The following is a 25245-nucleotide window of genomic DNA, read 5'->3' as shown; positions in this document are numbered from 1 at the left end:
GGAGGCGCCATGAACGTGCAGCATGTTTTGTCCGCCGCGCTCGTCGCGGTAGGTCTCGTCTCGACCGCCGCGGCGCAAACGTCGCCCGCCACGGGCTCCTGCGATCTCGAAGCGGCGCCCGGCGTTACCGAGCAGCGGCTCTCGTCGGGCGGGCGAGAACGCGGCTATCGGCTGTTCGTGCCGCCGAGCTACGACGGCCGCACGCCGTTGCCGCTCGTCCTCGATCTTCACGGCAGCGGCGGCACGGCGGCCGGTCAGGCGAACACGAGCCGATTCGAGGCGCTCGCGGCGCGCGAGGGATTTCTCGTCGCGACGCTCGAGGCCGCCGAGGGCCGCCGCTGGAACGTGCCCGCGACGGACGATCGTGCTGACGACGTGCTGTATGTCTCCGACGTCATCGATCACGTCGCGGCCCGCGCGTGCACGGATCTCGCGCGCGTCTACGCCACGGGATTCTCGGGCGGCGCGCGCATGTCGTCGCTGCTCGCGTGCCGCCTCGGCGACCGCGTCGCGGCGATCGCGCCGATGGCAGGGCTGCGCTGGCCGGGTCCGTGCGAAGGGCGACCCGTGCCGGTGCTGACGTTCCATGGGCTCGCCGATCGGGTCAACACGTACGACGGGCACGCTGAAGGGCGGGGCGCGGAGTGGCTCGAGAGCGTGCCCGAGGCGCTCGCGGGTTGGGCCGCCCACAACGGCTGCGATCCCGACGCGATTTCCGACGACGAGCCCGGGCCTCTATCGACGTTGCGCTACGAGGGCTGCGACGACGGCGCCGAGGTTCGGCTCGTGCGCATCGACGGGCTCGGGCATGCGTGGGCGCGGGACGAAGTCGATGCGACGTCGGCGATGTGGGAGTTCTTCGGGCGCCACTCGCTGCGGCAGTGAGCCGCGGCTTCGGATAGATCCGACCGCAACCGATCTACTCGACGAGCTGCGCGCGGCCGTCGGAGGCCTCGACGCGCGACGATCCGCGGAAGTCCGAGAGATCGGACGGATACTCGTGTGCGGGCACCCTCCGCGCCGCGCCGCGCCAAATCGTGTACAGCCCGGTGCCGACGATGAGTGCGGCGCCGGTCAGCATCAGGAAATCCGGGCGCTCGCCGAAGACGAGGTTGCCGAGGACCATCGCGAACACGAGACGCGTGTAGCGGAACGGGACCACCACGCTGACTTCGCCGGTTCGCGTCGCCCCGATGAGCGCGTAGTAGGCGAAGCCGCCGACGACGAACATGGCGCCGAAGCGCGCGACGTCCGGCACCGCGAGCCCGACGGGCGGCGTGCCCATCGCAAGCATCATCGCCACTCCGGCCGGAATGTTCGACATGAAGGCCCAGGCCGCGAGCTGGAGGCTCGTGACGTTTGCCGGGACGGCGCGGCTGGAGAGGTCGCGCAGCGCGAGCGCGGCGACGGCGACCACGGCGAGCAACGATGCGGGCGTGAACCCGGCGAGGCCCGGCTGGATCACGAGCAGCACGCCCACGAACCCGATGACGATCGCCGTCCAGCGGCGCCAGCCCACGGTCTCGCCCAGAAACAGCGCGGCGCCGAGCGTCACGGCCAGCGGCGCCGCCTGCAAGATCGCCGAAGCGCTCGAAAGGGTCGTCAGCACGAGCGCCGCCACGAAAGTGATCGAGCCCGCCATCTCGCCGAGATTGCGCAGCACGACGGGCCGCGAGAGCACCTCCCGCGACACGATGCGCTTGCCGTTGGCGAGCGCGAGCGTGCTGAAGATGACGGTGCCGCCGCAGCCGATCAGAGCGAGCACTTGCCCCATCGGCAGCGCGGACGCCGTCTGCTTGATCAGCACGTCCTCGAGCGCGAATCCCACCATCGCGGCGATCATCAGCAGGCTTCCACGCAGGTTGTCCACAACCGTGCCGCTCCGAAGGTTCAGGAGGATCCTAAGGCGTGCGAAGCCCGTAACTCGAGCAGCCGTCGTGGCTGGACCCAGGCGTCAGCGGGCCTCGGGCAGGAGCGCAGGTTACTCCGATCCTTCGTGCGGCGGCACCTTTTCTCGCGCACGGCGTGCGTCAGTCATGCGCCCTCCAACACGCTCGCGATCGCGCCGGTCACCCGTTTCCAGCGCCGTTCCTCCCGCTCGAGCGCCTTGCGTCCTTCCGAAGTGAGGGCGTAGTAACGCGCTCGGCGGTTGTTCTCGCTGAGCCGTTCCTCGCAGCGCACCTTGCCGTCGCGCTCGAGCGCATACAGCGCCGGAAACAGCGACCCCGGGTTGATTTGGAAGGTGCCTCGCGTCAGCAGCTTCAGCCGCTGCGCGATGCCGTAGCCGTGAAGCGGTTCGCGCCGGACGATGGTGAGAATCAGCAAGTCCAGCGTACCCTGAGGGATGTTCAGCTTGCCGTCGGCTCGACCTTTAGGATGCCTAGTCATCCGCCGAGTATGCACGGTTTTGCTTTCGGGCGTCTATCTGGATGGCGGCGCTGCTCCCCGGACGCCGGCAGGTCGCCGCGGCGCGCGCCCGGGCCGCCGTCGCTTTCGCGCATAAATCTCGCCCACACGGCGAACTCATCGCATAGAATCTCTTGTCGCAGGGACCGCTATACGCAGGGTTGCAGGGACCGGCCCGGCCATGGCAGCCGGCGCATCGAGCGTGGTATTGCAGCAACAATGCACAGGGGGAAACCACCAATGGACCAGAATCGATTGCGGGTGCGGAGACTGGCGGTAGCCGTCACGACCGCCTGCGGGGCCGGGTTCCTTGCGACGCACGCTGCCGAGGGCCAGGAGCCCGCGCAGAGCCAGGCCGAGGAAATCATCGTCACCGGCTCGTATCTGGAGCGCCCGGCCGACCGTCCGCAGCCAGTGACCGTGATCTCGGGCGGCGAGATCGAGCTGACTCAGCGCCAGTCCTTGGCCGAGACGTTCAAGGTCATGCCGCAAGTGCAGGCGACATCGGCCATCGTGAACGGAAACGAGAACTTCGTCTCGCCGACGACGAACGTGAACCTTCGCGGCCTCGGAGCGCGTGCCACCCTCGTGCTCTTGAACGGCCGGCGCCAGACCGTGGACGGCAGTCCGGGCCTCGACGGCGTGGTCTCGGTCGACGTCAACAATCTCGCGCCGTCGATCATGATCGAACGGATCGAGGTGCTCACCGACGGCGCATCCGCGCTCTACGGCAGCGACGCGGTGGCCGGCGTCGTCAATCTGATCACGCGCAACGACTTCGAAGGCATCCAGATCAACACCGAGATGCAATCCATTGCCGAAATCAGCTCGAACGACTTCACTTTCGGCGCCCTGTTCGGGTCACAGGGCGAGGATACGGACATCGTTGCGGGCTTCGAGTGGGCAAGCCAAGAGCGCATGAACAGCGAGGACAGGTACTCCGAGCAGCGGCTCGCCGACTTCGGCCTCACCTCGACCTTCGCGAACCCCGGCTCCTATCAGCCGATCGATCCGGCGACAGGCGCGGTGCTGGGTCCGAACGTGCCGGACCCGCTCTGCGGCACCGATACCGTCCGCAGCGGCCTGGCCGCCGGCGTGGTCGCCCCGCTGCCCGGCCCGCCCGGCACCGGCCTCGGTTGCATCATGTCGCTCAGCCTCGGCCGCGCGATCGTGCCGGAATCGACGCAGGCCAACGGCTTGGCGGTGGCGACCCACGACTTCGGCGGCGGCCTGACCGGCCAGGTCGAGATCGGATTTGCGCGCACGCGCTACGCCTACGACTTCGGCTACGGCCTGCCGATCATCGGTCGCTATGTCGTGCCGGGCACGAATCCGGGCGTTGCGGCCGCGGGTCTGGACACCAGCGTGGACTACCTGGTGCGCTATCGCATTCGCAGCCCGCTCGGTGACGAGCCCACGGACACGCGCGCCGAGCAGGACACCTACCGCTTCGCGGGAACCTTCGACGGCAGCTTCGGCGACAGCGGCTGGAATTGGTCGGCCACCGCCACGTTCTCGGCGAACAACACGCGCAACATCGGCGGCGACACGATCGCGGACAGGTTCAGGAACGCTCTCGCGGGATTGGGCGGACCCAATTGCAACCCGGCCGCCGGCACTCCGGGCACCGGCGACTGCTTCTTCTACAACCCGTTCGCGAACCGCTTCCTGGCGCAGCCGGACGATGCGCACTTCAACGACCCGATCCTCGACGACTGGATCTTCGCCAGCAGCAACACCGAAGGCGAGGCGAAGCTCGTCACCTACGACTTCCTCGTCACCGGAGATATCGGTGAGATGGCCGGCGGCCCGACCGGGCTCGCGATCGGCGTGCAGCGGCGCGAGCAGGACTTCTTCCTCGACTTCGACCCGATCACCGAGACCGGCGGTTACGCGTTCAACTCCACGCCGCAACAAGACTACGGCGGCGTTCGCGAGACCGACGCGCTGTTCGCGGAGCTCCTGATGTTTCCGAGCGAAACGGTCGAGGTGCAGCTCGCGGCGCGCTACGAGGACTACGGCAGCGTGGATTCCACGGATCCGCAGATCGGCGTCCTCTGGAGGGCGACCGACCGGCTGTCCATCCGTGCCACCGCCGGGACGTCGTTCCGGCAGCCCGGCGAGGTGCAGAGCTTCGGCACGGCCTCGCAGGGCGGCGGCAATTGGATCAACGGCAACGCGACCAACGCCCGCGGTCTGCTCCAAGGGAACCCGAATCTCCAGCCCGAGGAGTCGCAGAACTTCACGATCGGGTTCAGGTGGGACGTGACCGACAATTTCACGATGGATCTCAACTACTTCGATATCGATTTCGAGAATCTCATCGTGACCGAGGACGGCACCGTCATCATGGCGAACGATGCGGCGGACGGCCTCATCGAGGATCCGCGCATCATCCTGCAACCCAATTCTCCAAGAGAGGTGTGCGAGGTCACGGGGAACGTCGGGCCGACTTGCATCAGCATCGACAATATCGCGCTGTTGATCCTGAGCTACGTCAATCAGGACTTCATGAAGACGTCCGGCATCGACTTCAACTTCGATTGGAGCTTCAGCGGCGGCGCGAACGACTGGAACATCGGCCTCACCGGAACCTATGTCGACGAGTACACGCTCACCAGCGAGGGCCGGGTGTTCGAGGGGGCGGGCAGCTACAACTTCGCGAACTTCGGCTACCCGAATTCGGATCTCGTGGCGAATTTGGCGTTCGACTGGCAGCGCGGCGACCACCATGCCCGCGCCACGATCCGGCACATCGCGGGGCTCCGGAACGACCTGCTTCCGCTGAATCCGGGCACGGAGGAGAAGGATTTCGACACGCTGGATCTCCTCTACCAGTACACGCTGCCTTCGGGACGCGGCACGTTCACGGGCGCGGTCGTCAATGCCACGGACGAAGAGGATCCGATCAATCAGGGAGACCTCAGAACCACGACGAGCTTCGTCTACGACCTGCGGGGACGCATGTACCGGGTGGGATTCTCGTGGGGCTTCTAGGCTAGGCGAGCCCCGACGCCCGGCTCTACGGGGCCAGGTGCGTCGCGAAGAAGTAGGCAAAACCCAGGAGCACGGCCATTTGGCCGAGCACTGCCATGTACACGTGCCGGACGACACCGCTCGCGCTCGCGTGAATCTCTGCCTCGAGGTCACTGCGCATACCCGCGGTTTCCTGGTCAACGACGCGAAGCGCAGAGCGACGAATCGCTCGTCGTAGAACGTAACTCCCCTGGCCGTGCAGCGCTCGAACTGGCCGGGATGAGCGAATCTCTACCGAGGATAATCGGGGCAGACGTAAGGCACCGCCGCCGGCACGAGCCGCTCTTCGATCGAGCCGTTGCCGCCTGCGAGGTCGATCCTGAGCACGAGCTCGGTCTCGGTCAGCGTTACGATCACGGCCCGAATGGCTATGCCGTCCTCGCGCCAGAGCAGGCGCCCGTCGGATTCGCGCTCCCAGTGCGACAGTCGGTGCGTTTCCCAACACGAGTCCTGAATCAACGTACCGTCGCTCAGGAAGGCTTTGATGACGCCGGGTCGTTCCGCGGGCTCGGACAATGTCCACACGCGGTTCACGAGCAGGTCAGTGCCCGCGGGGTCGCCCTCGCTCGCCGACGGAGCAGGACGCTGCCCGTTCGTGCAGGCGAAACAGACGAGCGGCAGGAGAAGCGTTCGGGCGCCGTGCAACATGCCTTGCTCCGCGGCGGCGCCTTACCCGCCGCCGCGGACCGCACGCGGCGCGCGGACGAAGAAGGCGCAACCGACGGCGAGCAGCGATAGGAACGCACCGCACACGAATGCCGCGCGGATCCCGCCGGTGAGTGCCTCGGTCTCGGGCAGTGCTCCGAGCCCGGCCATCCGCGCCGACATCAGCGTCACGAAGAGCGCGACGCCCGTCGCGCCCGCCACCTGCTGAATGGAGCCGAGCAGCGCGCTGCCATGCGAGTAAAGCTCGGGCTTGATCGAGGACAAGCTCACGGTGAAGAGAGGCGTGAACAGAAATGCGAACCCGATGCTGATGATCACGTGCCCGAGAAGAATCGCGCCGATCGAAGTCGTCGTCGTCAGCAGCGTCATGGCCCAGAGCACGAGGCTCACGACGATGACGCCGGGCACGAGCAGGCGCGTCGGGCCGACGCGATCGTAAAGGCGCCCGACGGGGGGTCCGAGCAGCCCCATGAGGAGACCCCCGGGCAAGAGCAGCAGGCCGGTCTGCAACGTCGAGAGGCCGAGCACGTCCTGCAGGTAAATGGGCAGCAGGATGATCGTGCCGAAGAGCGTCATCATCATGATCGCCATGAGCAGCACCGACAGCGTGAACGTCCGCGACGCGAACGTCCGCAGATCGAGCAGCGGCCCGTTCGTCTTCTGCAGCGCGATCTGCCGGAGCACGAACGCGATCATCGCGACGGCGCCGACCGCGAGCGGCAGCGCGACCGGTATCGGCCTTGCGGCGCTCGGCACGCCCAGTGCGCTGATCCCGTAGACGGCTCCGCCGAAGGCGAAGGCGGAAAGGATCACCGAGAGCACATCGAGCGGCGCGTAGCGCGGCGTCGTCACGTTCTCGATCCGGCGCACCCCGAGCGAGAGGGCGCCGAGCGCGATCGGCAGCACGAGGATGAAGAGCCAGCGCCATTCGAGGTAATTCAGGATGAGGCCCGACAGCGTCGGCCCGACGGCGGGCGCGACGGACATCACGATCGAGATGTTGCCCATCGTCTTGCCGCGCGTCTCGGGCGGCACGAGCGTCATGACGGTCGTCATGAGCAGCGGCATCATGATCGCGGTGCCCGAAGCCTGAATTACGCGGGCGACGATGAGCAGCCCGAGGCCCGGCGAGACCGCGGCGACGAGCGTGCCGAAAACGAACAGCGACATCGCGGCGATGAAGATCGGCCGCGTATGCAGGCGCTGCAGCAGGAAGCCGGTCACCGGAATCACGACCGCCGTCGTCAACAGAAACGCCGTCGTGAGCCACTGCACGGCGTTGGCCGTTACGTTCAAGCTCACCATCAGCGGCGGCAGCGCGACGCTCATCACGGTCTCGTTGAGAATGACGACGAAGGCCGAGACGAGCAGCAGATTGATGACGAGGCGGTTGCGCGCCGCGACGGCCGGCGAAACGGCGGCAGCCGCCGGACCGGCTGCGGCATCGGCGGGCGAAATTGCGGCGGCGTCGCCGTCGGCCGCGTCGGACGGCGCAAGTGGGTCGAACGTCATGGATCTCGAGGCTTGGGTTGGGCTGGGCTGGGCGTCGCCCGCTGAATCGGGCCCGTATGTATGCCACAGATCGAGCCGCCGGGACAGGGGGGCACGCATTTCGCCCGGGAATCGTCCCGAATTGCGGAGAGCGGGCGGCCGTCCCGCGCGCGGGACGGGCTGTGCGAATCCGGGACGCCGCGGTCGAGTCGCCGCTACCCGACACGACGCGCGTACCCGGTTGCGATCAACGACTTATTCTCTCGGCCTCCGTTGGCATGATTCGTGCGATTCGACGCTGGCGGCTACCGTCTTGCCGAGGCGCCGTCCGGGGGGGCTCCATCGCATGAACATCACAGCGTTCTTCGATTCCGTCGGCCGCGACCTGCGCTACGCGCTCCGCGGCTTGTCGCGGCGGCCCGCATTCACGTTTGCCGCCTTGCTCACGCTCGCGCTCGGCATCGGTGCGACCGTCGCGATCTTCAGCGTCGTCTACTCCGTGCTGATCAAGCCGCTGCCGTATCCGAACGCGGGCGAGCTCGTGCGAATCAGGCATAGCGCGCCGGGCATCAATGTCGACGATCTCGCCGCCTCGTCGACGATGTACCTCACGTACCGCGACGAGAACCGAACGTTCGCCGACATCGGTATGTGGCAAGAGGATTCGGCGACGCTGAGCGGCCGCGGCGCGCCCGAGCGGGTGCGCGCGCTTCGCGTCTCGCACGGCACGCTTCAAGCGCTCGGCGTGCAGCCGATGCTGGGACGTTGGTTCACCGAAGCCGAGCACGGACCGGCGGCGGAGGGACCTGCGCCCGTCATTCTCTCGTATGGGTTCTGGCAACGGCGATTCGGCGGCGACGAGGCGGCGGTCGGGCGCGAGCTCTCGGTCGATTCGCAGCCGGCGCAGGTCGTCGGCATCATGCCGCGCGACTTCAGATTCCTCGATATGACGCCGCAGCCCGACGTGATCCTCGCGGTGCGCCTCGACCCTGCCCGGCAGGTCATCGGCTCCTTCGGCTTCCAAATGCTCGCGCGCCTCGAGCCGGGCGTTACGCCGGCCGAGGCACGTGCCGACGTCGAGCGCATGCTGCCGATCTGGCGCGACGCGTGGCCGATCATGTCCGGCGCCGCACTCACGCGCCAAGCGATCTCGAGCATGCGCATCACGCCGTCCGTTCGCTCCCTGAAGGAAGACCTGGTCGGCGACGTCGCGAGCATGTTGTGGGTGCTCATGGGCGCGATCGGCGCGGTGCTGCTCGTCGCCTGCGCCAACATCGCGAATCTGATGCTCGTCCGGGCGGACGCGCGGCGGCAGGAGCTCGCGGTACGCGCCGCGCTCGGAGCCGTGCCTGGGCGCATCGCGCGGGAGTTGCTCGTCGAGAGCTTGGTCGTAGGCGCGGCCGGCAGCCTCGTCGGATTGGGCTTGGCCTACGTCGGGCTGCGCGTGCTCGTTGCCATCGGCCCGAGCGACCTGCCGCGCCTGCAGGAAATTTCGATTCACGCGCCCGTGCTCGCGTTCACGGTCGCCGTGTCGCTTGCGTCCACGCTCCTGTTCGGGTCGGTCACGGCGCTCAAGCACGCATTGCACGTGGATGCACCGCTGGTCGGCGAGGCGCGCGGGTCGAGCGCGAGCCGCAAGCGCACGACGACGCGCAGCGCTCTGGTCGTCGTGCAGGTGGCGCTCGCCCTCGTGCTGGTCGTGAGCGCGGCGTTGATGATGCGGACGTTTCAGGCCCTGCGCGACGTCGACCCCGGCTTCTCGGACCCCGCGACGATTCAAACCGCGCGCATCTGGATTCCGGAGGACCTGTTTCCCGACCCGGAGCAATACACGCGCATGCAGCGCGAGATCCTCGACAAGATCGCGGCCATTCCGGGCGTCGATTCAGTGGCCTTTGCAAGCCTTCTTCCGATGGAGGCGCAGCAGCAGAACGGCCCTCCCGTCGTCGTCGAAGGCCGAACGCTGCCGGCAGGAGAGACGCCGGTCACGCGCAGATACAAGTTCGTCTCGCCCGGCTATTTCGAAACCATGGGCACGCGGACCGTCGCGCGACGCGGCGTGACTTGGAGCGATATCGAGGCGGGCGGCCGGGTGGCCCTGATTTCCGAGGATTTCGCCCGCGAGATCGCGGAAGAGCCCGCGGGCGCGCTCGGCAGTCGCATCCGGCCGCCCTTCGGCGCGGACGCGTGGCGCGAAGTGATCGGCGTGGTGCAGAGCGTCCACGAGGACGGGTTGTACGAGGAAGCACCCAGCTCCGTGTACTGGCCCGCGCTCGCGGAACAGCTGGGCAACCGCGCCGTTACCGGAACGCCGGCCGTCACTTTCGCGATCCGCAGCGAGCGCGCGGGCACCGCGAGCCTCGTGGAAGAGGTCCGCCAGGCGATCCAGTCGGTCAGCGGGAGCATCCCGATGGCTTTCGAAGGCACGATGCAGACCTTTTACGCCGGCTCGCTGGCGCGCACGTCGTTCACGCTCGTGATGCTCGCGATCGCAGGCTCGATGGCCCTCGCGCTCGGCGTCGTCGGGATCTACGGCGTCATCGCCTACGTCGTCGCCGAACGGACTCGAGAAATCGGGATTCGGTCGGCCCTCGGCGCCGAGCCGCGGCAGCTCGAGAGGATGTTCCAGCTGCACGGCCTTGCGCTCACCGGAGCGGGCGCCGCGGCGGGTCTCGTCGCAGCGTTGGCGCTGGGGCGCGTGATGTCGTCGCTGCTGTTCGGCGTCGGCGCGACGGACCCCGCGGCCTATCTCGCCGCGCTCGGCGTGATCGTCGCGGCCGCGGCGCTCGCGAGCTACATGCCCGCCCGCCGCGCGGCGACGATCGACCCGATGGCGACGCTGAAGGCGGAGTGATGCCGCGTCCGTTGCCGCGCCGCAGGCCCGGCAGCGTGCGTCACGCGCCGACGTAGGCCGCGAGATGCTCGCCGGTGAGCGTGGAGCGATCGGCGACGAGGTCGGCGGGTGTGCCCTCGAACACGATCCGGCCGCCGTCGTGCCCCGCCCCGGGGCCGAGGTCGATGATCCAGTCGGCATGCGCCATGACCGCCTGGTGGTGCTCGATGACGATCACCGACTTGCCGGAGTCGACGAGCCGGTCGAGCAGCGCGAGCAATTGCTCGACGTCGGCGAGATGCAGGCCCGTGGTCGGCTCGTCGAGGACGTAGATACCGCCCTTCTCGGCCATATGCGTGGCGAGCTTGAGCCGCTGCCGCTCGCCGCCCGAGAGCGTCGTGAGCGGCTGGCCGAGCGTCAAGTAGCTCAGGCCCACGTCGGCGAGCCGCTCGAGGATCGCGTGCGCGGCCGGCGTGGCCCCATCGCCCGCGCCGAAGAACTCCTCGGCCTCGATCACGGACATCGCGAGCACCTCGCTGATGTCGCGGCCGCCGAGCTTGTACTCGAGCACCGAGGCCTGAAAGCGCTTCCCCTCGCACTCCTCGCAGGGGATGGCGACGCCGGCCATCACGCCCAAGTCCGTGTAGACGACGCCGGCGCCGTTGCAGTTCGGGCAAGCGCCCTCCGAGTTGGCGCTGAAGAGCGCCGGCTTCACGCCGTTCGCCTTTGCGAATGCCTTGCGGATCGGGTCGAGCAGCCCCGTATACGTTGCCGGGTTGCTGCGACGCGAGCCGCGAATCGGTGCCTGGTCGACGGCTACCACGGCCGCCGAGGACGGGACCGACTGCACGAGCGAGCTTTTGCCGGAGCCCGCGACGCCGGTGACGACGACGAGGACTCCGAGCGGGATGTCGACGTCGATGTTGCGCAGGTTGTGCGTCGTCGCGCCGCGAATCGGAAGCACGCCCGCGGGCTCCCGCACCGCGTCCTTCAAACCCGTCACGTCGTCGAGATGACGGCCGGTGACGGTGCCGCTCGCCCGCAGCCCGTCGACGGTGCCCTCGTAGCACACCTTGCCGCCCGCCGCGCCGGCGCCGGGGCCGAGATCGACGACGTGGTCGGCGATCGCGATCGTCGCGGGCTCGTGCTCGACCACGAGCACCGTGTTGCCCTTGTCCCGCAGCCGCAGCAACAGGTCGTTCATCCGTTCGACGTCGTGCGGATGGAGGCCCGTGGTGGGCTCGTCGAAGACATAGGTGACGTCGGTGAGCGAGGAACCGAGGTGGCGGATCATCTTGACGCGCTGCGCCTCGCCGCCCGACAGCGTCCCCGACGGCCGCTCGAGCGAGAGATAGCCGAGCCCAATCTCCACGAACGAATCGAGAGTGTGCCGGAGCTTGGCGAGCAGCGGCGCCACCGACGGCTTGTCCAAGCCGCGCACCCACTCGGCGAGATCGCTGATCTGCATCGCGCAGGCGTCGGCGATGCTGATCCCGTCGATCTTTGATGAGCGGGCCGTCTCGCTGAGCCGCGTGCCGCCGCAGTCGGGGCACACGGTGAAGGTGATGGCCCGGTCGACGAACGCACGGACGTGCGGCTGCATCGCGTCCCGGTCCTTCGAGAGGAACGACTTCTGGATGGCCGGGATCAGCCCCGTGTAAGTCAGGTTGATCCCGTCGACCTTGATCTTGGTCGGCTCCTTGTGGAGCAGGTCGTGCAGCTCCTTCTTCGTGTACTTGCGGATCGGCTTGTTCGGATCGAAGAAGCCGCAGCCGCGGAAGATGCGGCCGTACCAGCCGTCCATGCTGTAGCCGGGAATCGTGAGCGCGCCTTCGTTGAGCGACTTGCCGTCGTCATACAGCGCTGACAGGTCGAAATCGGAGACCGAGCCCCGGCCTTCGCAGCGCGGGCACATGCCGCCCGTGATGCTGAAGCTGCGGCGCTCCCTCACGGTCTCCCCGCCGCGCTGGAACGTGACGGCACCCGCGCCGCTGATCGAGGCGACGTTGAAGGAGAATGCCTGCGGCGAGCCGATGTGCGGCTGCCCGAGCCGGCTGAAAAGAATGCGCAGCATCGCGTTCGCGTCGGTCGCGGTACCGACCGTGGAGCGGACGTCGGCGCCCATCCGCTCCTGGTCGACGATGATCGCGGTCGTCAGGCCTTCGAGGACATCGACGTCGGGCCGTGCCAGCGTCGGCATGAAGCCCTGAATGAAGGCGCTGTAAGTCTCGTTGATCATCCGCTGCGACTCCGCCGCGATCGTGCCGAACACCAGCGAGCTCTTGCCCGAGCCGGAGACGCCGGTGAACACCGTCAGGCGGCGCTTCGGGATCCGGACGCTGACGTCCTTGAGATTGTTCACGCGCGCGCCGTGCACGCGGATCCAATCGTGGCTGTCCGCGACGTGCGCCGACTGCGTGTCCCTCCTTCTCGTAGGGGCTTCCTTCGGGCCCGGCGCCGTCGCTGCAGTCGACTTTGGTGCGGTCGTACGAGCGGCGCGCTCCCTCGCTGCGGGGGCACCCTTAGCGGCCGACCTCGCGCCGCTCTTCTTCGCGCCGCTCTTCTTCGCGGCGGTCTTCTTCGCCGCGGGCTTCCTCGTCGCCACGCTCATCATGGACCCGAACGGCTCAGCCGCGCTCCTGGATGCGGAGCAGGTTGCCCGCGGGGTCGCGGACGGCGCAGTCCCGAACCCCGTACGGCTGCTCGGTCGGTTCCTGGACGACCTCGGCGTCGGTCGCCGCAAGCCGTGCGAAGACGGCATCGAGGTCAGGCGTGGCCAGCAGGAGCATCGCGTAGGTCCCCTTGGCCATCATCTCGGCAATGGTGCGGCGCTCGTCGTCGGTAATGCCGGGATCGACGGCCGGGGGATGCAGAACGATGGACGTGCCGGGCTGGCCGGCGGGGCCGACCGTGAGCCATCGCATTTTGCCGTGCCCGACGTCATTGCGAACCTCGAAGCCGAGAACGTCGCGATAGAAGGCCAGGGATACCTCCGGGTCGTCGTGCGGGAGGAAGCTCGCGTAAATCTTGATGTCCATGGCAGTCCTCGATGGGGTGTCCATGGCCATGCTAAAGCGGCTCGAGGGCCGGCGCTTCTCGATTCCTGATCGGTCGGGTCACCTGTTTGGCGATGCAGGACGGCATTCCGGCCATTGCATCCGCCGCGCGGCGGCGATAGACACTGGGCGGCACGCCGACGAGCTCCGTGAAGCGAGTGCTGAAGGTGCCGAGCGACGAGCAGCCGACCGCGAAGCAGGCGTCGGTGACGCTGACGTCGCCGCGGCGCAGCAGCGCCATCGCGCGCTCGATCCGCCGCGTCATCAGATAGGAGTACGGCGACTCGCCGTACGCGCGCCGGAACTGGCGGCTGAGATGCCCGGCGGACATGTTCACGCCGCGAGCGAGAGCCTCGACATCCAGCGGGTGTGCATACTCCCGGTCGATCCTGTCGCGAACGCGGCGCAGCCGAACGAGGTCGCGCAGGTGTTGTGCCGGATCGGCTCTCTTGCTCATCCAGGCGATCGTGCCGAGTCGCACCGGAGTTGTCCAGGCCGAAGTGGCCCAAGGGCTCGGAAGTCGTTACAGTCGCACGAGCCGGTTCGCCTCGCAGACAAGAGCTGCGCGGCATCGGCTAGTGTCCCGCAAATACCTATACCTGATGCTTGACGGGACGCTCGCGCACGCCACCTCAGCGCTCACTGCGTTCGCGCTGGGGACCCCGGGCAGGGACGCCCGCGAGCGAGCCTACAGGGACGTATTCACGGCGTTCCCGGCAAGCATCAGGTATAGGTATTTGCGAGACACGAAATGCCTACGCAGCGTTCAAGCAAGGAGGTTAGATGTCAATTCAGCACTACAAAGGCGGTTGCCAGTGCGGCGCCGTCGCGTACGAAGTGGACGTCGATCTCGACAACACGATCACGTGCAACTGCTCGCGCTGCCAGAAGCTGGGCTTCGTGCTCGCGTTCGCGCCCGTGGAAAGCTTCGACCTCAAGTCGGGCGAGGAGAGCTTGACCGAGTATCGCTTCAACAAGAAGCAGATCCGGCATCTCTTCTGCAAGATCTGCGGCGTCGAGAGCTTCGCAATGGGGAAGCGGCCGAGCGACGGCGCGGATATTGCCGCAATCAACGTCAATTGCCTGGAGGGCGTCGACCCGAGGTCGCTGAGCTCGAAGCACGTCGACGGGAGAAGCTTCTAGCGCGAGCGTGGTGCGCATCGCGATAGCGCGCAAAGCACTCACGGCACGTCGAGCGGCAGCGGCGCGTCAAGCGGCGGCGCGGCCTTCCAAGAATGCCTTCAAGGCTTTCGCCGTATGCGACCTCGATCGCCGCGCAGCGACCTGCTCCGGCGGCCCCTGCGCGACGACGCGCCCGCCCCCGTCGCCGCCTTCGGGTCCCAAGTCGATCAGCCAGTCCGCCTCGGCGAGCACGTCGAGGTTGTGCTCGATCACGACCACGCTGTGACCGGCATCGACGAGCCGGTGCAGCACGCGTGTCAGCTTCTCCACGTCCGCGATGTGCAACCCGATCGTCGGCTCGTCGAGCACATAAAGCACGTGCTCGCCGGACGCGCGCATTCTGCCGGCGTCACGCCGTGCCTTCGCGAGCTCCGTCACGAGCTTCACGCGCTGCGCCTCGCCGCCCGAGAGCGTCGGGCTCGGCTGGCCGAGCGTGAGGTACCCGAGGCCGACGTCGCTGAGCAGCGCGAGCGCGTGCCGAATCTTCGGATGCGCGTCGAAGAACTCCGCCGCCTCGTCGACGGTCATCGCGAGCACCTCGCCGATGTTCTTGCCGCGATAGGTCACGTCGAGCGTCTCGGTATTGAAGCGCGCGCCGTTGCAGCGCTCGCACGGCACGCGCACGTCGGGCAGGAAGCTCATCTCGATCTTCTTCAAGCCCTGCCCTTCGCACGCTTCGCAGCGGCCGCCGGCCACGTTGAACGAGAAGCGGCCCGCGTCGTAGCCGCGCAGCGCCGCCTCCGTCGTCTGGGCGAAAAGCCGGCGCACGTCGTCCCAGAGGCCGACGTACGTCGCGGGGCACGACCTCGGCGTCTTGCCGATCGGCGTCTGGTCGACCTCGAGCACGCGGTCGATCCGCCCCGCGCCTTCGATCGCATCGCACCCGACGAGCGGCACGGTTTTGCCGCCGCGCGCGCCGCGCGCCGCGAGTAGGCGCTTCAGGTTATCGCGCAATACGTGCCGGACGAGCGTGCTCTTGCCGCTGCCGCTGACGCCGGTCACGCAGACGAGCCGCTCGAGCGGTATCGCAACGTCGATCCCTTTCAAGTTGTGGCGCCGCGCACCGCGGATCACGAGGACGTCGCCGTTCTCCGCGCTCGCCTCTCGACCAGCGGCCTTTCGCGATCCCGTGCCTCGCCGCGCAGCCGCGCCGCGGCTGCCGTTGCGGAGCGCGGATCGTGCCGCGATCCGCGGCACGTCGGTCGGCCGCCTGGGCATGATCGGATGCCGCGGCGGCGCCGCGAGCACCCGCCCCGTCACCGAGCGCGGCGCGGCGAGCAGATCCTGCAGCGAGCCGTGCGCGACGACCTCGCCGCCGTGCGTCCCGGCGCCCGGGCCCAAGTCGATCACGTGCTCGGCACGGCGGATGGTTTCCTCGTCGTGCTCGACGACGACGACGGTGTTGCCTTTCGCCGAGAGCGCGGCGACCGTGTCGAGCAGCAGGCCGTTGTCGCGCGGATGGAGGCCGATCGTCGGCTCGTCGAGGATGTAGCAGACGCCGCGCAGGTTCGAGCCGAGCTGCGATGCAAGACGGATCCGCTGCGCCTCGCCGCCCGAGAGCGTCGGCGCGCCGCGGTCGAGCGTCAGATAGCCGAGCCCGACGAGGTTCAAGAATTCGAGCCGGTTCACGAGCTCCGGCAGCACGTCGCGCGCGATCTCGCGCTCGCGCCCCAGGAGCTTGAGTCGCTTGAAGTACGCGAGCGCGCGCGAGATCGACATCGCGCCGAAATCCGAGATCGAGAGGCCGCGAAAATAGACCGCCTCCGCTTCCGGGTTCAGGCGCCTGCCGCCGCAGACGCCGCACGTCTCGGGCTCGGCGTCCTCGAGACCGTTGCTTCTGCTGCGGCCGCGAGCGCCGCGGCGGCGCTTCCCGCTCGACGTGCGGCGTGCGGCCGAGCCGCCGTTCGCGCCGTCGCCGAGCCACGGCTCATCGCTCTCGTCCTCGCCCGCGACCGTCGCGAGCCCGGTGCCGTAGCATGCCTCGCACCACCCGCGGCGCGAGTTGTACGAGAACATCCGCGGGTCGAGCGGCTCGAAGCTCCGACCGCAGCTCGGGCAAGCGCGCTCGGTCGAGTAGAGCTCGCCGGCCGGGCCGCGGCCGTCGCGGTTCGCGCGGGCCGAAACGATCCGCACCATGCCGCGTCCGAGCCGAAGCGCGGCCTCGACCGCCTGCTCGAGCTCCGCCCCCGTCTTCGGCGCGACGGCGAGCTCCGCGACCGGCAGCTCGATGTCGTGCTCCTTGAAGCGGTCGAGGCGCGGCCACGCATCCGTCGGCACGTCCGTGCCGTCGACGCGCAAGGTCCGATAGCCCTTGTTGCGCGCCCACTCGGCGAGGTCCGTGTAGTAGCCCTTGCGGCCGATCACGAGCGGCGCGAGTAAGCGGATGCGCTTTCCGCGGTACTTCGTCGCGAGCTTCGCGACGATCTGCTCGGAGGTCTGCGCGTTGATCTCGACGTCGCAGTCCGGGCAGCGCTGCACGCCGAGCTTCACGAACAGCAGGCGCAGGAAGTGATGAATCTCGGTAAGGGTCGCGACGGTGCTCTTCCGCCCGCCGCGGCTCGTCCGCTGCTCGATCGCGACAGTCGGCGGTATGCCGTAGACGGCATCGACGTCCGCGCGGGACGCAGGCTCGACGAACTGCCGCGCGTACGCGTTCAACGACTCGAGGTAGCGGCGCTGTCCCTCGGCGAACAGGATGTCGAACGCGACGGTGCTCTTGCCGCTGCCGCTCACGCCGGTGATCACGGTGAGCTTGTCGCGCGGAACCGTGACGTCGACGTTCTTCAAGTTGTGCTCGCGCGCATGGACGATTTCGATCGACTCGGCGCCGTTGCCGGCTGACGCCCTCGCGGACGGCGCCACGCCTTCGCCGGCTGCCGCCGCAGCCGTCCGCGTCCGCCGCATCGCCTTCGCCGCCGCGGCGCGGGGCGCTTGCGAGTCTGCGCCGACGGCGCGGGGCGAGACCGGAGCGGCAGCAGACTCGGCGACACGATCGGCACGGCGGCCGCGCTTGCGCCCGCGCTCGAGACGCGCGCGCTCGGCTCGATACCGTTCGAGCATCTGCCCCGTGCGGCTCTCCGGCACGCGAAGGATGTCGTCCGGCGTGCCGCACGCGACGACCTCGCCGCCCGCGTCGCCGCCTTCCGGCCCCAGGTCGATCACCCAATCGGCGACATCGATCAGATCGAGGTGATGCTCGACCAGCACGACGGAATGGCCCTCGTCGAGCAGTTGCTCGAGCGCGCCGAGGAGCTTCGCGACGTCGGCGAAGTGGAGCCCGGTCGTCGGCTCGTCGAACAGGAACAACGTCGGCGACGTGCGCCGGAAGCCGTTGCGGGCGCCGGCCAGATGGCTCGCGAGCTTCAGGCGCTGCGCCTCGCCGCCCGACAAGGTCGGCACCGGCTGCCCGAGCGCGACGTATTCGAGGCCGACCGCGACCAGCGGCTCGAGGCGCTTGACGACCTCCGGCGCGTGCGCGAAGAACTCGACCGCCTCGGCGACGGTCATCTCGAGCACGTCGGCGATCGACTGTCCGGAAGCCTTGACGTTTGCCGCGCCCGGCCGCGCGAGCTTCACCTCGAGCACTTCCGGCCGGTAGCGCTTGCCGTCGCATTCGCCGCATCGCAAATACACGTCGCTCAGGAACTGCATCTCGACGTGCTCGAACCCGTTGCCCGAGCAGACCGGGCAGCGCCCGTTGCCGGAATTGAAGCTGAACGTGCCGGGGGTGTAGCGGCACTCGCGGGCGAGCGGCTCCGCCGCGAAGAGCTTGCGGATCGGCTCGAGCGCGCCGACGAAGCTTGCGGGGTTCGAGCGCGTGGTCTTGCCGATCGGCGACTGATCGACGAGCACGACGTCGTCGACGGCGTCCGCGCCGGCGATTCGACGGTGCTTGCCCGGCTGCTCCTGCACGCGGCCCTTGAGCTTCGCGAGCGCCCGGTAGAGGACGTCCTCGACGAGCGTCGACTTCCCCGAGCCGCTGACGCCGCTGATGCAGACCAGGCGTCCCAGCGGAATGCGGACGTCGATCTCCTTGAGATTGTGCTCGGCCGCGCCTTCGACGACGAGCCAGTCCTGATCCTCACCCACGGGGCGGTGGCGCCGCTCCGCGCCGATCCGCCGCTCGCCGCGCAGGTACTCGGCCGTGAGCGTGGCGCCCTCGCCTATCAGGCGCTCGGGCGGGCCGTCGAAGACGACACGGCCGCCGGCGCGCCCCGGCCCGGGCCCGAGGTCGACGATCCGATCCGCCGCGCGCATGACCTCGCCGTCGTGCTCGACGACGAGCAGCGTGTTGCCGGCGTCGCGCAGCTTCTCGAGCACGCCGATCACGCGCCGCATGTCGCGCGCGTGGAGACCGATGCTCGGCTCGTCGAGCACGAAGAGCGTGTTCACGAGCGACGTGCCGAGCGCGGTCGTCAGGTTGATGCGCTGCACCTCGCCGCCCGAGAGCGTGCGCGATTGCCGGTCGAGCGTGAGGTAGCCGAGGCCGACCTCGTTCAGGTACGCGAGGCGGGTGAGGATTTCGTCCAGGACCAGCTCGACGGCGGAAAAAGGCGTCTCGGAAAAAGGTGTCTGACACCTTTTTCCGCGGAAAAAGGTGTCTGACACCTTTTTTCGGTCGCCGCGCAGGCGCTCGAAGAACGCGAGCGCGCGGTCGAGCGGCAGCATCATCACGTCGTGGATCGTGAGACCGGGGAGCGCGGCGAACGTCTCGTCGTCGACCTGCAGGTTGCCGGGACGGAAGCGGGCCGCGGGGTCCACGACTGAGCGCGCGTCCTCGAGCGAGCCGATCCGCCACAGCAGCGATTCCGGCTTCAGGCGCGCGCCCCGGCAGGCCGGGCAGAGATCGTACGAGCGGTACTTCGAGAGCAGCACGCGGATGTGCATCTTGTACGCGCGCCCCTCGAGCCATGCGAAGAAGCGCTTGAGGCCGTACCACTTGCGCTCGCTCCATGAGCCCTCCCCTTCGATGACCCAGTCCTGCTCCTCGGGCGTGAGATCCGCCCACGGGACGTTCACGCGGATGCCGCGCTTCTTCGCGAAGCGGATCAGGTCGTCCTGGCACTCGCCGTAGCTGCGGCTCTGAAACGGCTTGACGGCGCCTTCCGCCAGAGTCTTCGTCGGGTCCGGGATCGCGAGCCGATAGTCGATGCCGATCGTGCGGCCGAAGCCGCGGCAAGTGTCGCAGGCGCCGACCGGCGAGTTGAACGAGAAGCTGTTCGGGATCGGGTTGGCATACGCGCGGTCGCAGTCCGCGCAGTGAAGCGCCGACGAGAAGCGCAGCACGGCGTCCGGGTCGTCGAGCAGGCGCACGGCGACCCGGCCCGCGCCGTGCCGCAGCGCCGCCTCGAGGTCCTCCACCGCGCGCGACCGGTTGTCGGCCCTGAGCACGAGCCGGTCCTGCACGACCTCGACGCGCTCGCGCGAGCGCTCCGCGATCCGCGTATAGCCCTGGCGGGCGAGGTAGCCCTCGACCTCCTCGGCGCTGAAGCTCGTTGGAACCGCGACCGGAAACGTGATCGCGATGCGCGGCGTCTCGCCGGCGGCGAGGAAGCGCCGCTCGAGCTCCTCCCAGACCGTCTCGGGCGTGTCGCGCCTCACGGGCCGGCCGCAGCATTCGCAGTAAAGCACCGCCGCCCGGGCGAAAAGCAGCTTCAGGTGATCGTTGAGCTCCGTCATCGTGCCGACGGTCGAGCGCGACGTCCGGACCGGGTTCGTCTGGTCGATGGCGATCGCGGGCGGAATGCCCTCGATCGCGTCGGCCTTCGGCTTGTCCATCCGGTCGAGGAACTGGCGGGCATACGGCGAGAACGTCTCGACGTACCGGCGCTGACCCTCGGAGTACACCGTGTCGAACGCGAGCGACGACTTTCCGGACCCGCTGACTCCGGTCACGACGATCAGCTCGCCGAGCGGCAGGTCCAGATCGAGGTCGCGCAGGTTGTTCTGCCGTGCGCCGCGGACGCGGATCGCGTCGGCGCCGGCCGTCGGTGCGTAGGCTTTCATAGGGGTCCGGGGGCCGCTTATCTTACCCGGATTCCGGCCGTCTCGCCGCCGGGCGGCGGGCGCCGCGGCGTCGAAGGGTCGGCGACCTTGTCGGATATACTCGCGGCGTCGCCGACGCGGGGGCCGCGCCTCTCGCCGCCGCCGCCTCGCCGATCGCGGCGCTCCGCGCGCCCCGGCATCGGCCTTGCATCTGCGCAGACAGACGCGCGCGTGCCGGCGGAACACCGCCGCGCAGCGCCGGATCGAACGAAGGACCGTGGTAGTGGAGGAACAGCCGTGAGAAACGACATTACCGTGAGAGAGGTGATGCGCGAGAACGTCACGTTCGTGGACGGGCGCATCGACGTGATGGAGGCCATGCGCATCATGAAGCGCGTCGGCGCAACGAGCCTGATGGTCGAGAAGCGCAACGAAGCCGACGAGTACGGCATGCTGCTTTTCTCCGACATCGCGAAGCAAGTCATCGCGAAGGACCGGGCGCCGGAGCGAGTCAACGTCTACGAGATCATGGCCAAGCCCGTGATCTCGGTGCGGCCCGAGATGAACGTGCGCTACTGCGCGCGGCTGTTCGAGCGCTGCGGAATCAGCCACGCGCCGGTCATGGACCAGCAGAAGGTGGTCGGCATCGTGAGCTATTACCTACTGGTGCTCGGCACGTTGGATCTCGACTGATGCAGCGCAGCACGGCAAGAATCCTCACCACGCACGTGGGCAGCCTGCCCGCACCGGCCGATCTCGACACCGACGAGAAACGCGCGGCCGCCGTCGCCGAAGTCGTGCGCAAGCAGCGCGAGATCGGCATCGACATCATCAACGAAGGCGAGTACACGAAGGGCGGCGACTGGCTCTCCTACGCCGACTACCGCTTCGGCGGTTTCTCGGAACGGCCGCGAAAAGACGGCAAGCCGCTGATCCACCAAGGCAAGGACCGCGAGGAGTTCGCCGAGTTCTATCGCTATGCCACCGAGCGCGGGACCCTCTTCTACGCACCCGGCGAGCAGATCAAGCCGAGACGACCGAACTGGGTCTGCACGGGCCCGATCACGTACGAAGCGCACGACGCGCTCCGCCGGGAGATCGAGACGCTGAAGGCCTACGAAGGCCCGAACGAGCTGTTCTTGACCTCGACGGCGCCCGCGAGCCTCGAGGTGTATCGCGAGAACGAATACTACGCCACCGACGAGGAGTACCTGGAGGCGCTGGCGGAGGCGCTCCGCGTCGAGTACGAGGCGATCGTCGGCGCAGGGCTGATCCTGCAGATCGACGACGCGTGGCTGCCGGCCTTGTGGGACCGGATCGGCATCCAGATCGGCCTCGAGGCATTCCGCAAGCGCTGCGCGGTTCGGATCGAAGCGCTGAACCACGCGCTCCGCAGCGTCCCCGAGGATCGCGTCCGCTATCACCTGTGCTGGGGAAGCTGGCACGGTCCGCATGCGTACGATATCGAGCTGATCCACCTCGTCGACCTGCTGTTGAACGTGAAGGCGCAGGCGTATCTGATCGAGGGCGCGAACGCCCGTCACGAGCATGAGTACGTCGTCTGGGAAAGCATCAAGCTGCCGGACGGCAAGATTCTGATCCCGGGCGTGATCTCCCACGCCACCGACGTCATCGAGCATCCGGAGCTCGTGTCGCAACGGATCTGCCGCTTCGCGGAGCGAGTCGGCCGCGAGAACGTGATCGCGGGCGCGGACTGCGGCTTCGGCGGCCGCTCGCACCCGCAGATCGCATGGGCGAAGCTCGACTCGCTCGTCGAAGGTGCGGCGCTCGCGAGCAACGCGCTCGGGTACTGACGCCGAACGGTTTTCGGCGGCCTCCTGTCCCACGTCCTCTGGTCAGGCCGGCTGGGAGTCCGCGGGAAAGGCGCTCGGGTCGAGCTCCCGAAAACGGCCGTCCAGGCGAAAGATCTTCAGGAGCACGGCGACGCGCATCCACATGCCGTTTCGCTCCTGGCGCCAGTACATCGCCCGGGGATCGGCGTCGACGGCCGTGTCGATCTCGGCCCCCCTCGGCAGCGGGTGCATGATGATCGCCTCGGGCTTCAACAGCTCGAGCTGCTTCGGGCCGACGCTGTAGCGGCTGAGGTCGACCGCGCGCGACTCGTCGGTGACGTCCCACTCCGACTGCATGCGGGTCACGTAAAGCGCGTCGAGCTCCGGAAGCACGTCCTCGAGGCGCTCCGTCTCGACGAAAGGAATTTGGTGCTCGGCCAAATGCTCCTTCACGTCGCTCTCCATCGCGAACGCGCTCGGCGCGATGAAGACCAGGCGGACGCCGCGGTAGTTCTTCATCAGATAGCACAGAGAGCGCACCGTTCGGCCGCGTTTCAGGTCGCCCATCAGGCCGATCACCTTGCCGTCGATGCCGCCGCGCTCGGAGAAGCTTCGCTCGAGCGTGTAGATGTCGAGCAGCGCCTGCGTCGGGTGCTGGTCCCGGCCGCTGCCGGCGTTGATCACGGGGATCGGGCGCGGAATCGAGTCCATCAGTCGGGCGGCCTGCGCCGCGCGCCCCGGCTCGCGAGTGCGCATGATGATGACGTCGACGTAGGAGCTGAAGGTTCGAATGCTGTCCTCGAAGCTCTCCCCTTTCACCTCCGACGAGGTCGAGGGATCGCGAATCTCGCTCGTGCGCATGCCGAGGATATGGCAGGCGTTGTTGAAGGACAGAAACGTGCGCGTCGACGGCTGCGTGAAGTAGAGCATCGCCCGGCGGTCGGGCAAGAGCTGCTGGAGAAACGCCGCCCCCTCGCGCGACTTCGCGATGCGGCGCACGGCCGTGGCAAGGTCGCAGAGCTGGTCGAGCAGGGGCCGCTCGAAAGTCCGCGGGTCGATTACGTGGAAGAGCTCCGTGCTTTCGCCCGCCGTCACCGTGATCTCCTTTCGGTTCCGCCTCGTCCGTCCCGGGCGCACACGGTACTCGCTCTCGCGAAGCGTGTGAAGGACGGCGAAACCCGATGCGAACACGCTCCGCTCTCGCACCTCGCGAGAGCGCGACGCGCCGGCGCCGAGGTCCATCACGAAAACGGCGCCGGCGGCACGGCGCGCGCCGGTGGAGGAGGCTTCGTGGAGTGGAGCTCCGCGTCGGCTGAGCGCGCGCCGAAAAGCGCGCGGCTCGCCTTACGAGCGCTTGCCGAACAGGCGCGAGAAGAACGCGCCGATTCCGCCGCCCTTCGGCTGCACGGCCGGCTCCGAGGGGCGCGCGGACGGCTCCGAGGGGCGCGCGGCCGGCTTCTCCTCCGCCGCTTTCGGGCGGCCGTCGCCGTCCGCCGCCTTCGCCGTCGCCTTCTCCCGCAGCTTCACCGCGTGCGCCGCGATCAGATCCATCAGGTCGGGGGACAGCACGTCGTACGGCGGCAGCCCCAGGTCTCTGAGCCGCGCGCGCACCTCGTCCATTCGCGACGGGTCGAAGCCCGATTCGATGATCGACGAGCAAAACGCCGCGAACTCCGGCGCGGACCACCCTTCGTCCGATGACAGCTCCGTATGGATGAAGTCGAGGCCGTAGAACGGATGGTCGGGATTGTCGATGCGGCCGTACATGTGCACGCCGCAGTCTCGACAGGCGTATCGCTTGATCGCGGCGTTGGGATCGACGACTTGCAACTTGCTCTCGTTCGCCGTGACCTGCACCTTGTCCTTCGGCACGACGGCGACCATCGAGAACAGCGCCCCTTCGGGCTTCCAGCACTTCGTGCACCCGCACACATGATTGTGTGCGCTCTGCGTGCCGACGGTGACCTCCACCTGCTGGCTCGTGCAATGGCAGCGCAACGTGCCGCCCGTGAAGCCGCTCGAGCCGGGCTTGATGCCCTGATCCACCGCCGGATGAATCGCGATCGCCATGATTCTTATCCTTTTGCTCGGGCGGAAGCCGGTCGCTCAATCTTCAGCGCTTCCGCGCGCGCCGTCAATCGGCCGCGCGGGAAGCTTCGCTTCCGAGGGTCGGCAGGAACGCAGGCGCCGGCATCGGCCCCCTCAGCCGCTCGAAGACGGCAGCGATCTCGACCAACCTCCCCTCGCGGTAAGGCTCGCCGATCAAGGCCATCCCGACCGGCAGCCCGCCCACGAGACCGGCGGGCACGACGATGCTCGGGTACCCGGACACGGCCGCGATGCTGCTGCTCGAGAGCGCGACCACGTCGCCGCGGGCATGATCGGTCGTCCATGCCGGCGCGTTTGCCGGCGCGACGAGCGCGTCGAGCTGCCGCGTGCCGAAAAGCCGCTCGAGCCGGCTGCGGAGCAGGTCCCGACCGGCCCGGAGCGCTTCACGGTATGCCGGGGCGTCGAGCCCGCCGCGCGTCTGCGCCATCAGGAAGACGTCCTGGCCGAAAAACGGCATCACCTCGGCCGCATGCTCCTCGTTGAACGCGATCAGCGCGTCGAGCGAGCGCGGCCCGTCCTCGACGGCCGCAAGGTAGCGATCGATTCCCGCCTTGAACTCGTGGAGGAGAACTTCGAGCTCGGCCGCTCGGAACTCCGAAGGGAGCCGGAGCGCGATCGGATCGACGAGCTCAGCCCCGGCGCCGCGAAGCATCGCGAGCCAGCGCTCGAAGGCCGCCTCGACGCTCGC

General features: G+C 68.3%; 17 protein-coding genes and 1 pseudogene. 6 read left to right on the top strand and 12 right to left on the bottom strand.

The window, feature by feature from the left end; genetic code table 11:
• The first annotated feature begins 9 nt into the window (after nt 1-9).
• The gene (locus VF329_00765) at nt 10-885 is read left to right on the top strand and encodes a PHB depolymerase family esterase (protein ID HEX7079531.1); all 876 of its coding nucleotides are present in this window, start codon (nt 10-12) and stop codon (nt 883-885) included.
• A 34-nt stretch (nt 886-919) separates the two neighbouring features.
• Here VF329_00765 and VF329_00760 read toward each other — a convergent pair whose 3' ends face one another.
• Both VF329_00760 and VF329_00755 read right to left on the bottom strand, forming a co-directional pair.
• A complete protein-coding gene (locus VF329_00760; protein HEX7079530.1) occupies nt 920-1870 on the bottom strand; it encodes a DMT family transporter in 951 nt (316 codons plus the stop codon).
• A gap of 164 nt (nt 1871-2034) precedes the next feature.
• Nucleotides 2035-2388: a PadR family transcriptional regulator gene (locus tag VF329_00755; protein ID HEX7079529.1), complete on the bottom strand. Its 354-nt coding sequence runs from the start codon at nt 2386-2388 to the stop codon at nt 2035-2037.
• Nucleotides 2389-2646: 258 nt separating this feature from the next.
• Between VF329_00755 and VF329_00750 the strand changes: the two genes are divergently transcribed.
• Nucleotides 2647-5403 (top strand): TonB-dependent receptor, encoded by a 2757-nt coding sequence (locus VF329_00750; protein HEX7079528.1) that lies wholly within the window; start codon nt 2647-2649, stop codon nt 5401-5403.
• 25 nt (nt 5404-5428) lie between these two features.
• On the opposite strand, the gene VF329_00745 is transcribed toward VF329_00750, so the two are convergent.
• The 3 genes from VF329_00745 to VF329_00735 all read right to left on the bottom strand — a co-directional run bounded on the left by VF329_00745 (nt 5429) and on the right by VF329_00735 (nt 7620).
• On the bottom strand, nt 5429-5563 hold the full coding sequence (locus VF329_00745) for a hypothetical protein (protein ID HEX7079527.1): 135 nt from the start codon (nt 5561-5563) through the stop codon (nt 5429-5431).
• 110 nt (nt 5564-5673) lie between these two features.
• The gene (locus VF329_00740) at nt 5674-6090 is read right to left on the bottom strand and encodes a hypothetical protein (GenBank protein ID HEX7079526.1); all 417 of its coding nucleotides are present in this window, start codon (nt 6088-6090) and stop codon (nt 5674-5676) included.
• Nucleotides 6091-6111: 21 nt separating this feature from the next.
• Nucleotides 6112-7620: a DHA2 family efflux MFS transporter permease subunit gene (locus tag VF329_00735; GenBank protein HEX7079525.1), complete on the bottom strand. Its 1509-nt coding sequence runs from the start codon at nt 7618-7620 to the stop codon at nt 6112-6114.
• A 325-nt stretch (nt 7621-7945) separates the two neighbouring features.
• Here VF329_00735 and VF329_00730 point away from each other — a divergent pair, with 325 nt between their 5' ends.
• Nucleotides 7946-10453: an ABC transporter permease gene (locus VF329_00730; GenBank protein ID HEX7079524.1), complete on the top strand. Its 2508-nt coding sequence runs from the start codon at nt 7946-7948 to the stop codon at nt 10451-10453.
• Between the two features lie 40 nt (nt 10454-10493).
• Here VF329_00730 and VF329_00725 read toward each other — a convergent pair whose 3' ends face one another.
• From VF329_00725 to VF329_00715, 3 genes are all read right to left on the bottom strand, one after another.
• The gene (locus VF329_00725; protein ID HEX7079523.1) at nt 10494-12809 is read right to left on the bottom strand and encodes an excinuclease ABC subunit UvrA; all 2316 of its coding nucleotides are present in this window, start codon (nt 12807-12809) and stop codon (nt 10494-10496) included.
• Between the two features lie 250 nt (nt 12810-13059).
• Complete coding sequence (locus tag VF329_00720) at nt 13060-13470, bottom strand: VOC family protein (protein ID HEX7079522.1); 411 nt, start codon at nt 13468-13470, stop codon at nt 13060-13062.
• 31 nt (nt 13471-13501) lie between these two features.
• On the bottom strand, nt 13502-13945 hold the full coding sequence (locus VF329_00715; protein ID HEX7079521.1) for a helix-turn-helix transcriptional regulator: 444 nt from the start codon (nt 13943-13945) through the stop codon (nt 13502-13504).
• A 326-nt stretch (nt 13946-14271) separates the two neighbouring features.
• On the opposite strand from VF329_00715, the gene VF329_00710 reads away from it, so the two are divergent.
• On the top strand, nt 14272-14631 hold the full coding sequence (locus VF329_00710; protein ID HEX7079520.1) for a GFA family protein: 360 nt from the start codon (nt 14272-14274) through the stop codon (nt 14629-14631).
• Nucleotides 14632-14697: 66 nt separating this feature from the next.
• Here the strand turns inward: VF329_00710 and uvrA are convergent, their stop codons facing one another.
• Nucleotides 14698-20676 (bottom strand): excinuclease ABC subunit UvrA, encoded by a 5979-nt coding sequence (gene uvrA, locus VF329_00705; protein HEX7079519.1) that lies wholly within the window; start codon nt 20674-20676, stop codon nt 14698-14700.
• Nucleotides 20677-20982: 306 nt separating this feature from the next.
• Here uvrA and VF329_00700 point away from each other — a divergent pair, with 306 nt between their 5' ends.
• Nucleotides 20983-21348: a CBS domain-containing protein gene (locus VF329_00700; GenBank protein ID HEX7079518.1), complete on the top strand. Its 366-nt coding sequence runs from the start codon at nt 20983-20985 to the stop codon at nt 21346-21348.
• On the top strand, nt 21348-22469 hold the full coding sequence (locus VF329_00695; GenBank protein ID HEX7079517.1) for a cobalamin-independent methionine synthase II family protein: 1122 nt from the start codon (nt 21348-21350) through the stop codon (nt 22467-22469). The genes VF329_00700 and VF329_00695 overlap by 1 nt, the downstream gene beginning before the upstream one ends.
• Before the next feature lie 42 nt (nt 22470-22511).
• Here the strand turns inward: VF329_00695 and pyrB are convergent, their stop codons facing one another.
• The 3 genes and pseudogenes from pyrB to VF329_00680 form a co-directional block, all read right to left on the bottom strand.
• A complete protein-coding gene (pyrB, locus tag VF329_00690) occupies nt 22512-23543 on the bottom strand; it encodes an aspartate carbamoyltransferase (protein ID HEX7079516.1) in 1032 nt (343 codons plus the stop codon).
• 435 nt (nt 23544-23978) lie between these two features.
• Nucleotides 23979-24518, bottom strand: a pseudogene (gene gfa / locus VF329_00685) (S-(hydroxymethyl)glutathione synthase).
• A gap of 64 nt (nt 24519-24582) precedes the next feature.
• A partial coding sequence (locus tag VF329_00680) for an amidase family protein (GenBank protein ID HEX7079515.1) occupies nt 24583-25245 on the bottom strand: 663 nt, incomplete at its 5' end.

This window comes from Gammaproteobacteria bacterium (assembly GCA_036381015.1).
Lineage (GTDB): Bacteria > Pseudomonadota > Gammaproteobacteria > Steroidobacterales > Rariloculaceae > ZC4RG20.
The sequence above is the reverse complement of the archived record's forward strand: the minus strand, read 5'-3'. Positions and strand labels throughout refer to the sequence as shown.

Excerpts from the sequence above, each read along its gene's own strand:
- VF329_00710 (HEX7079520.1), top strand. The coding sequence starts at position 14,272 with ATGTCAATTCAGCACTACAAAGGCGGTTGCCAGTGCGGCGCCGTCGCG.
- VF329_00695 (HEX7079517.1), top strand. The coding sequence starts at position 21,348 with ATGCAGCGCAGCACGGCAAGAATCCTCACCACGCACGTGGGCAGCCTG.
- VF329_00745 (HEX7079527.1), bottom strand. The coding sequence starts at position 5,563 with ATGCGCAGTGACCTCGAGGCAGAGATTCACGCGAGCGCGAGCGGTGTC.
- VF329_00735 (HEX7079525.1), bottom strand. The coding sequence starts at position 7,620 with ATGACGTTCGACCCACTTGCGCCGTCCGACGCGGCCGACGGCGACGCC.
- VF329_00720 (HEX7079522.1), bottom strand. The coding sequence starts at position 13,470 with ATGGACATCAAGATTTACGCGAGCTTCCTCCCGCACGACGACCCGGAG.
- VF329_00740 (HEX7079526.1), bottom strand. The coding sequence starts at position 6,090 with ATGTTGCACGGCGCCCGAACGCTTCTCCTGCCGCTCGTCTGTTTCGCC.
- VF329_00750 (HEX7079528.1), top strand. The coding sequence starts at position 2,647 with ATGGACCAGAATCGATTGCGGGTGCGGAGACTGGCGGTAGCCGTCACG.
- VF329_00700 (HEX7079518.1), top strand. The coding sequence starts at position 20,983 with ATGCGCGAGAACGTCACGTTCGTGGACGGGCGCATCGACGTGATGGAG.
- VF329_00730 (HEX7079524.1), top strand. The coding sequence starts at position 7,946 with ATGAACATCACAGCGTTCTTCGATTCCGTCGGCCGCGACCTGCGCTAC.
- VF329_00715 (HEX7079521.1), bottom strand. The coding sequence starts at position 13,945 with ATGAGCAAGAGAGCCGATCCGGCACAACACCTGCGCGACCTCGTTCGG.
- VF329_00765 (HEX7079531.1), top strand. The coding sequence starts at position 10 with ATGAACGTGCAGCATGTTTTGTCCGCCGCGCTCGTCGCGGTAGGTCTC.
- VF329_00755 (HEX7079529.1), bottom strand. The coding sequence starts at position 2,388 with ATGACTAGGCATCCTAAAGGTCGAGCCGACGGCAAGCTGAACATCCCT.
- uvrA (HEX7079519.1), bottom strand. The coding sequence starts at position 20,676 with ATGAAAGCCTACGCACCGACGGCCGGCGCCGACGCGATCCGCGTCCGC.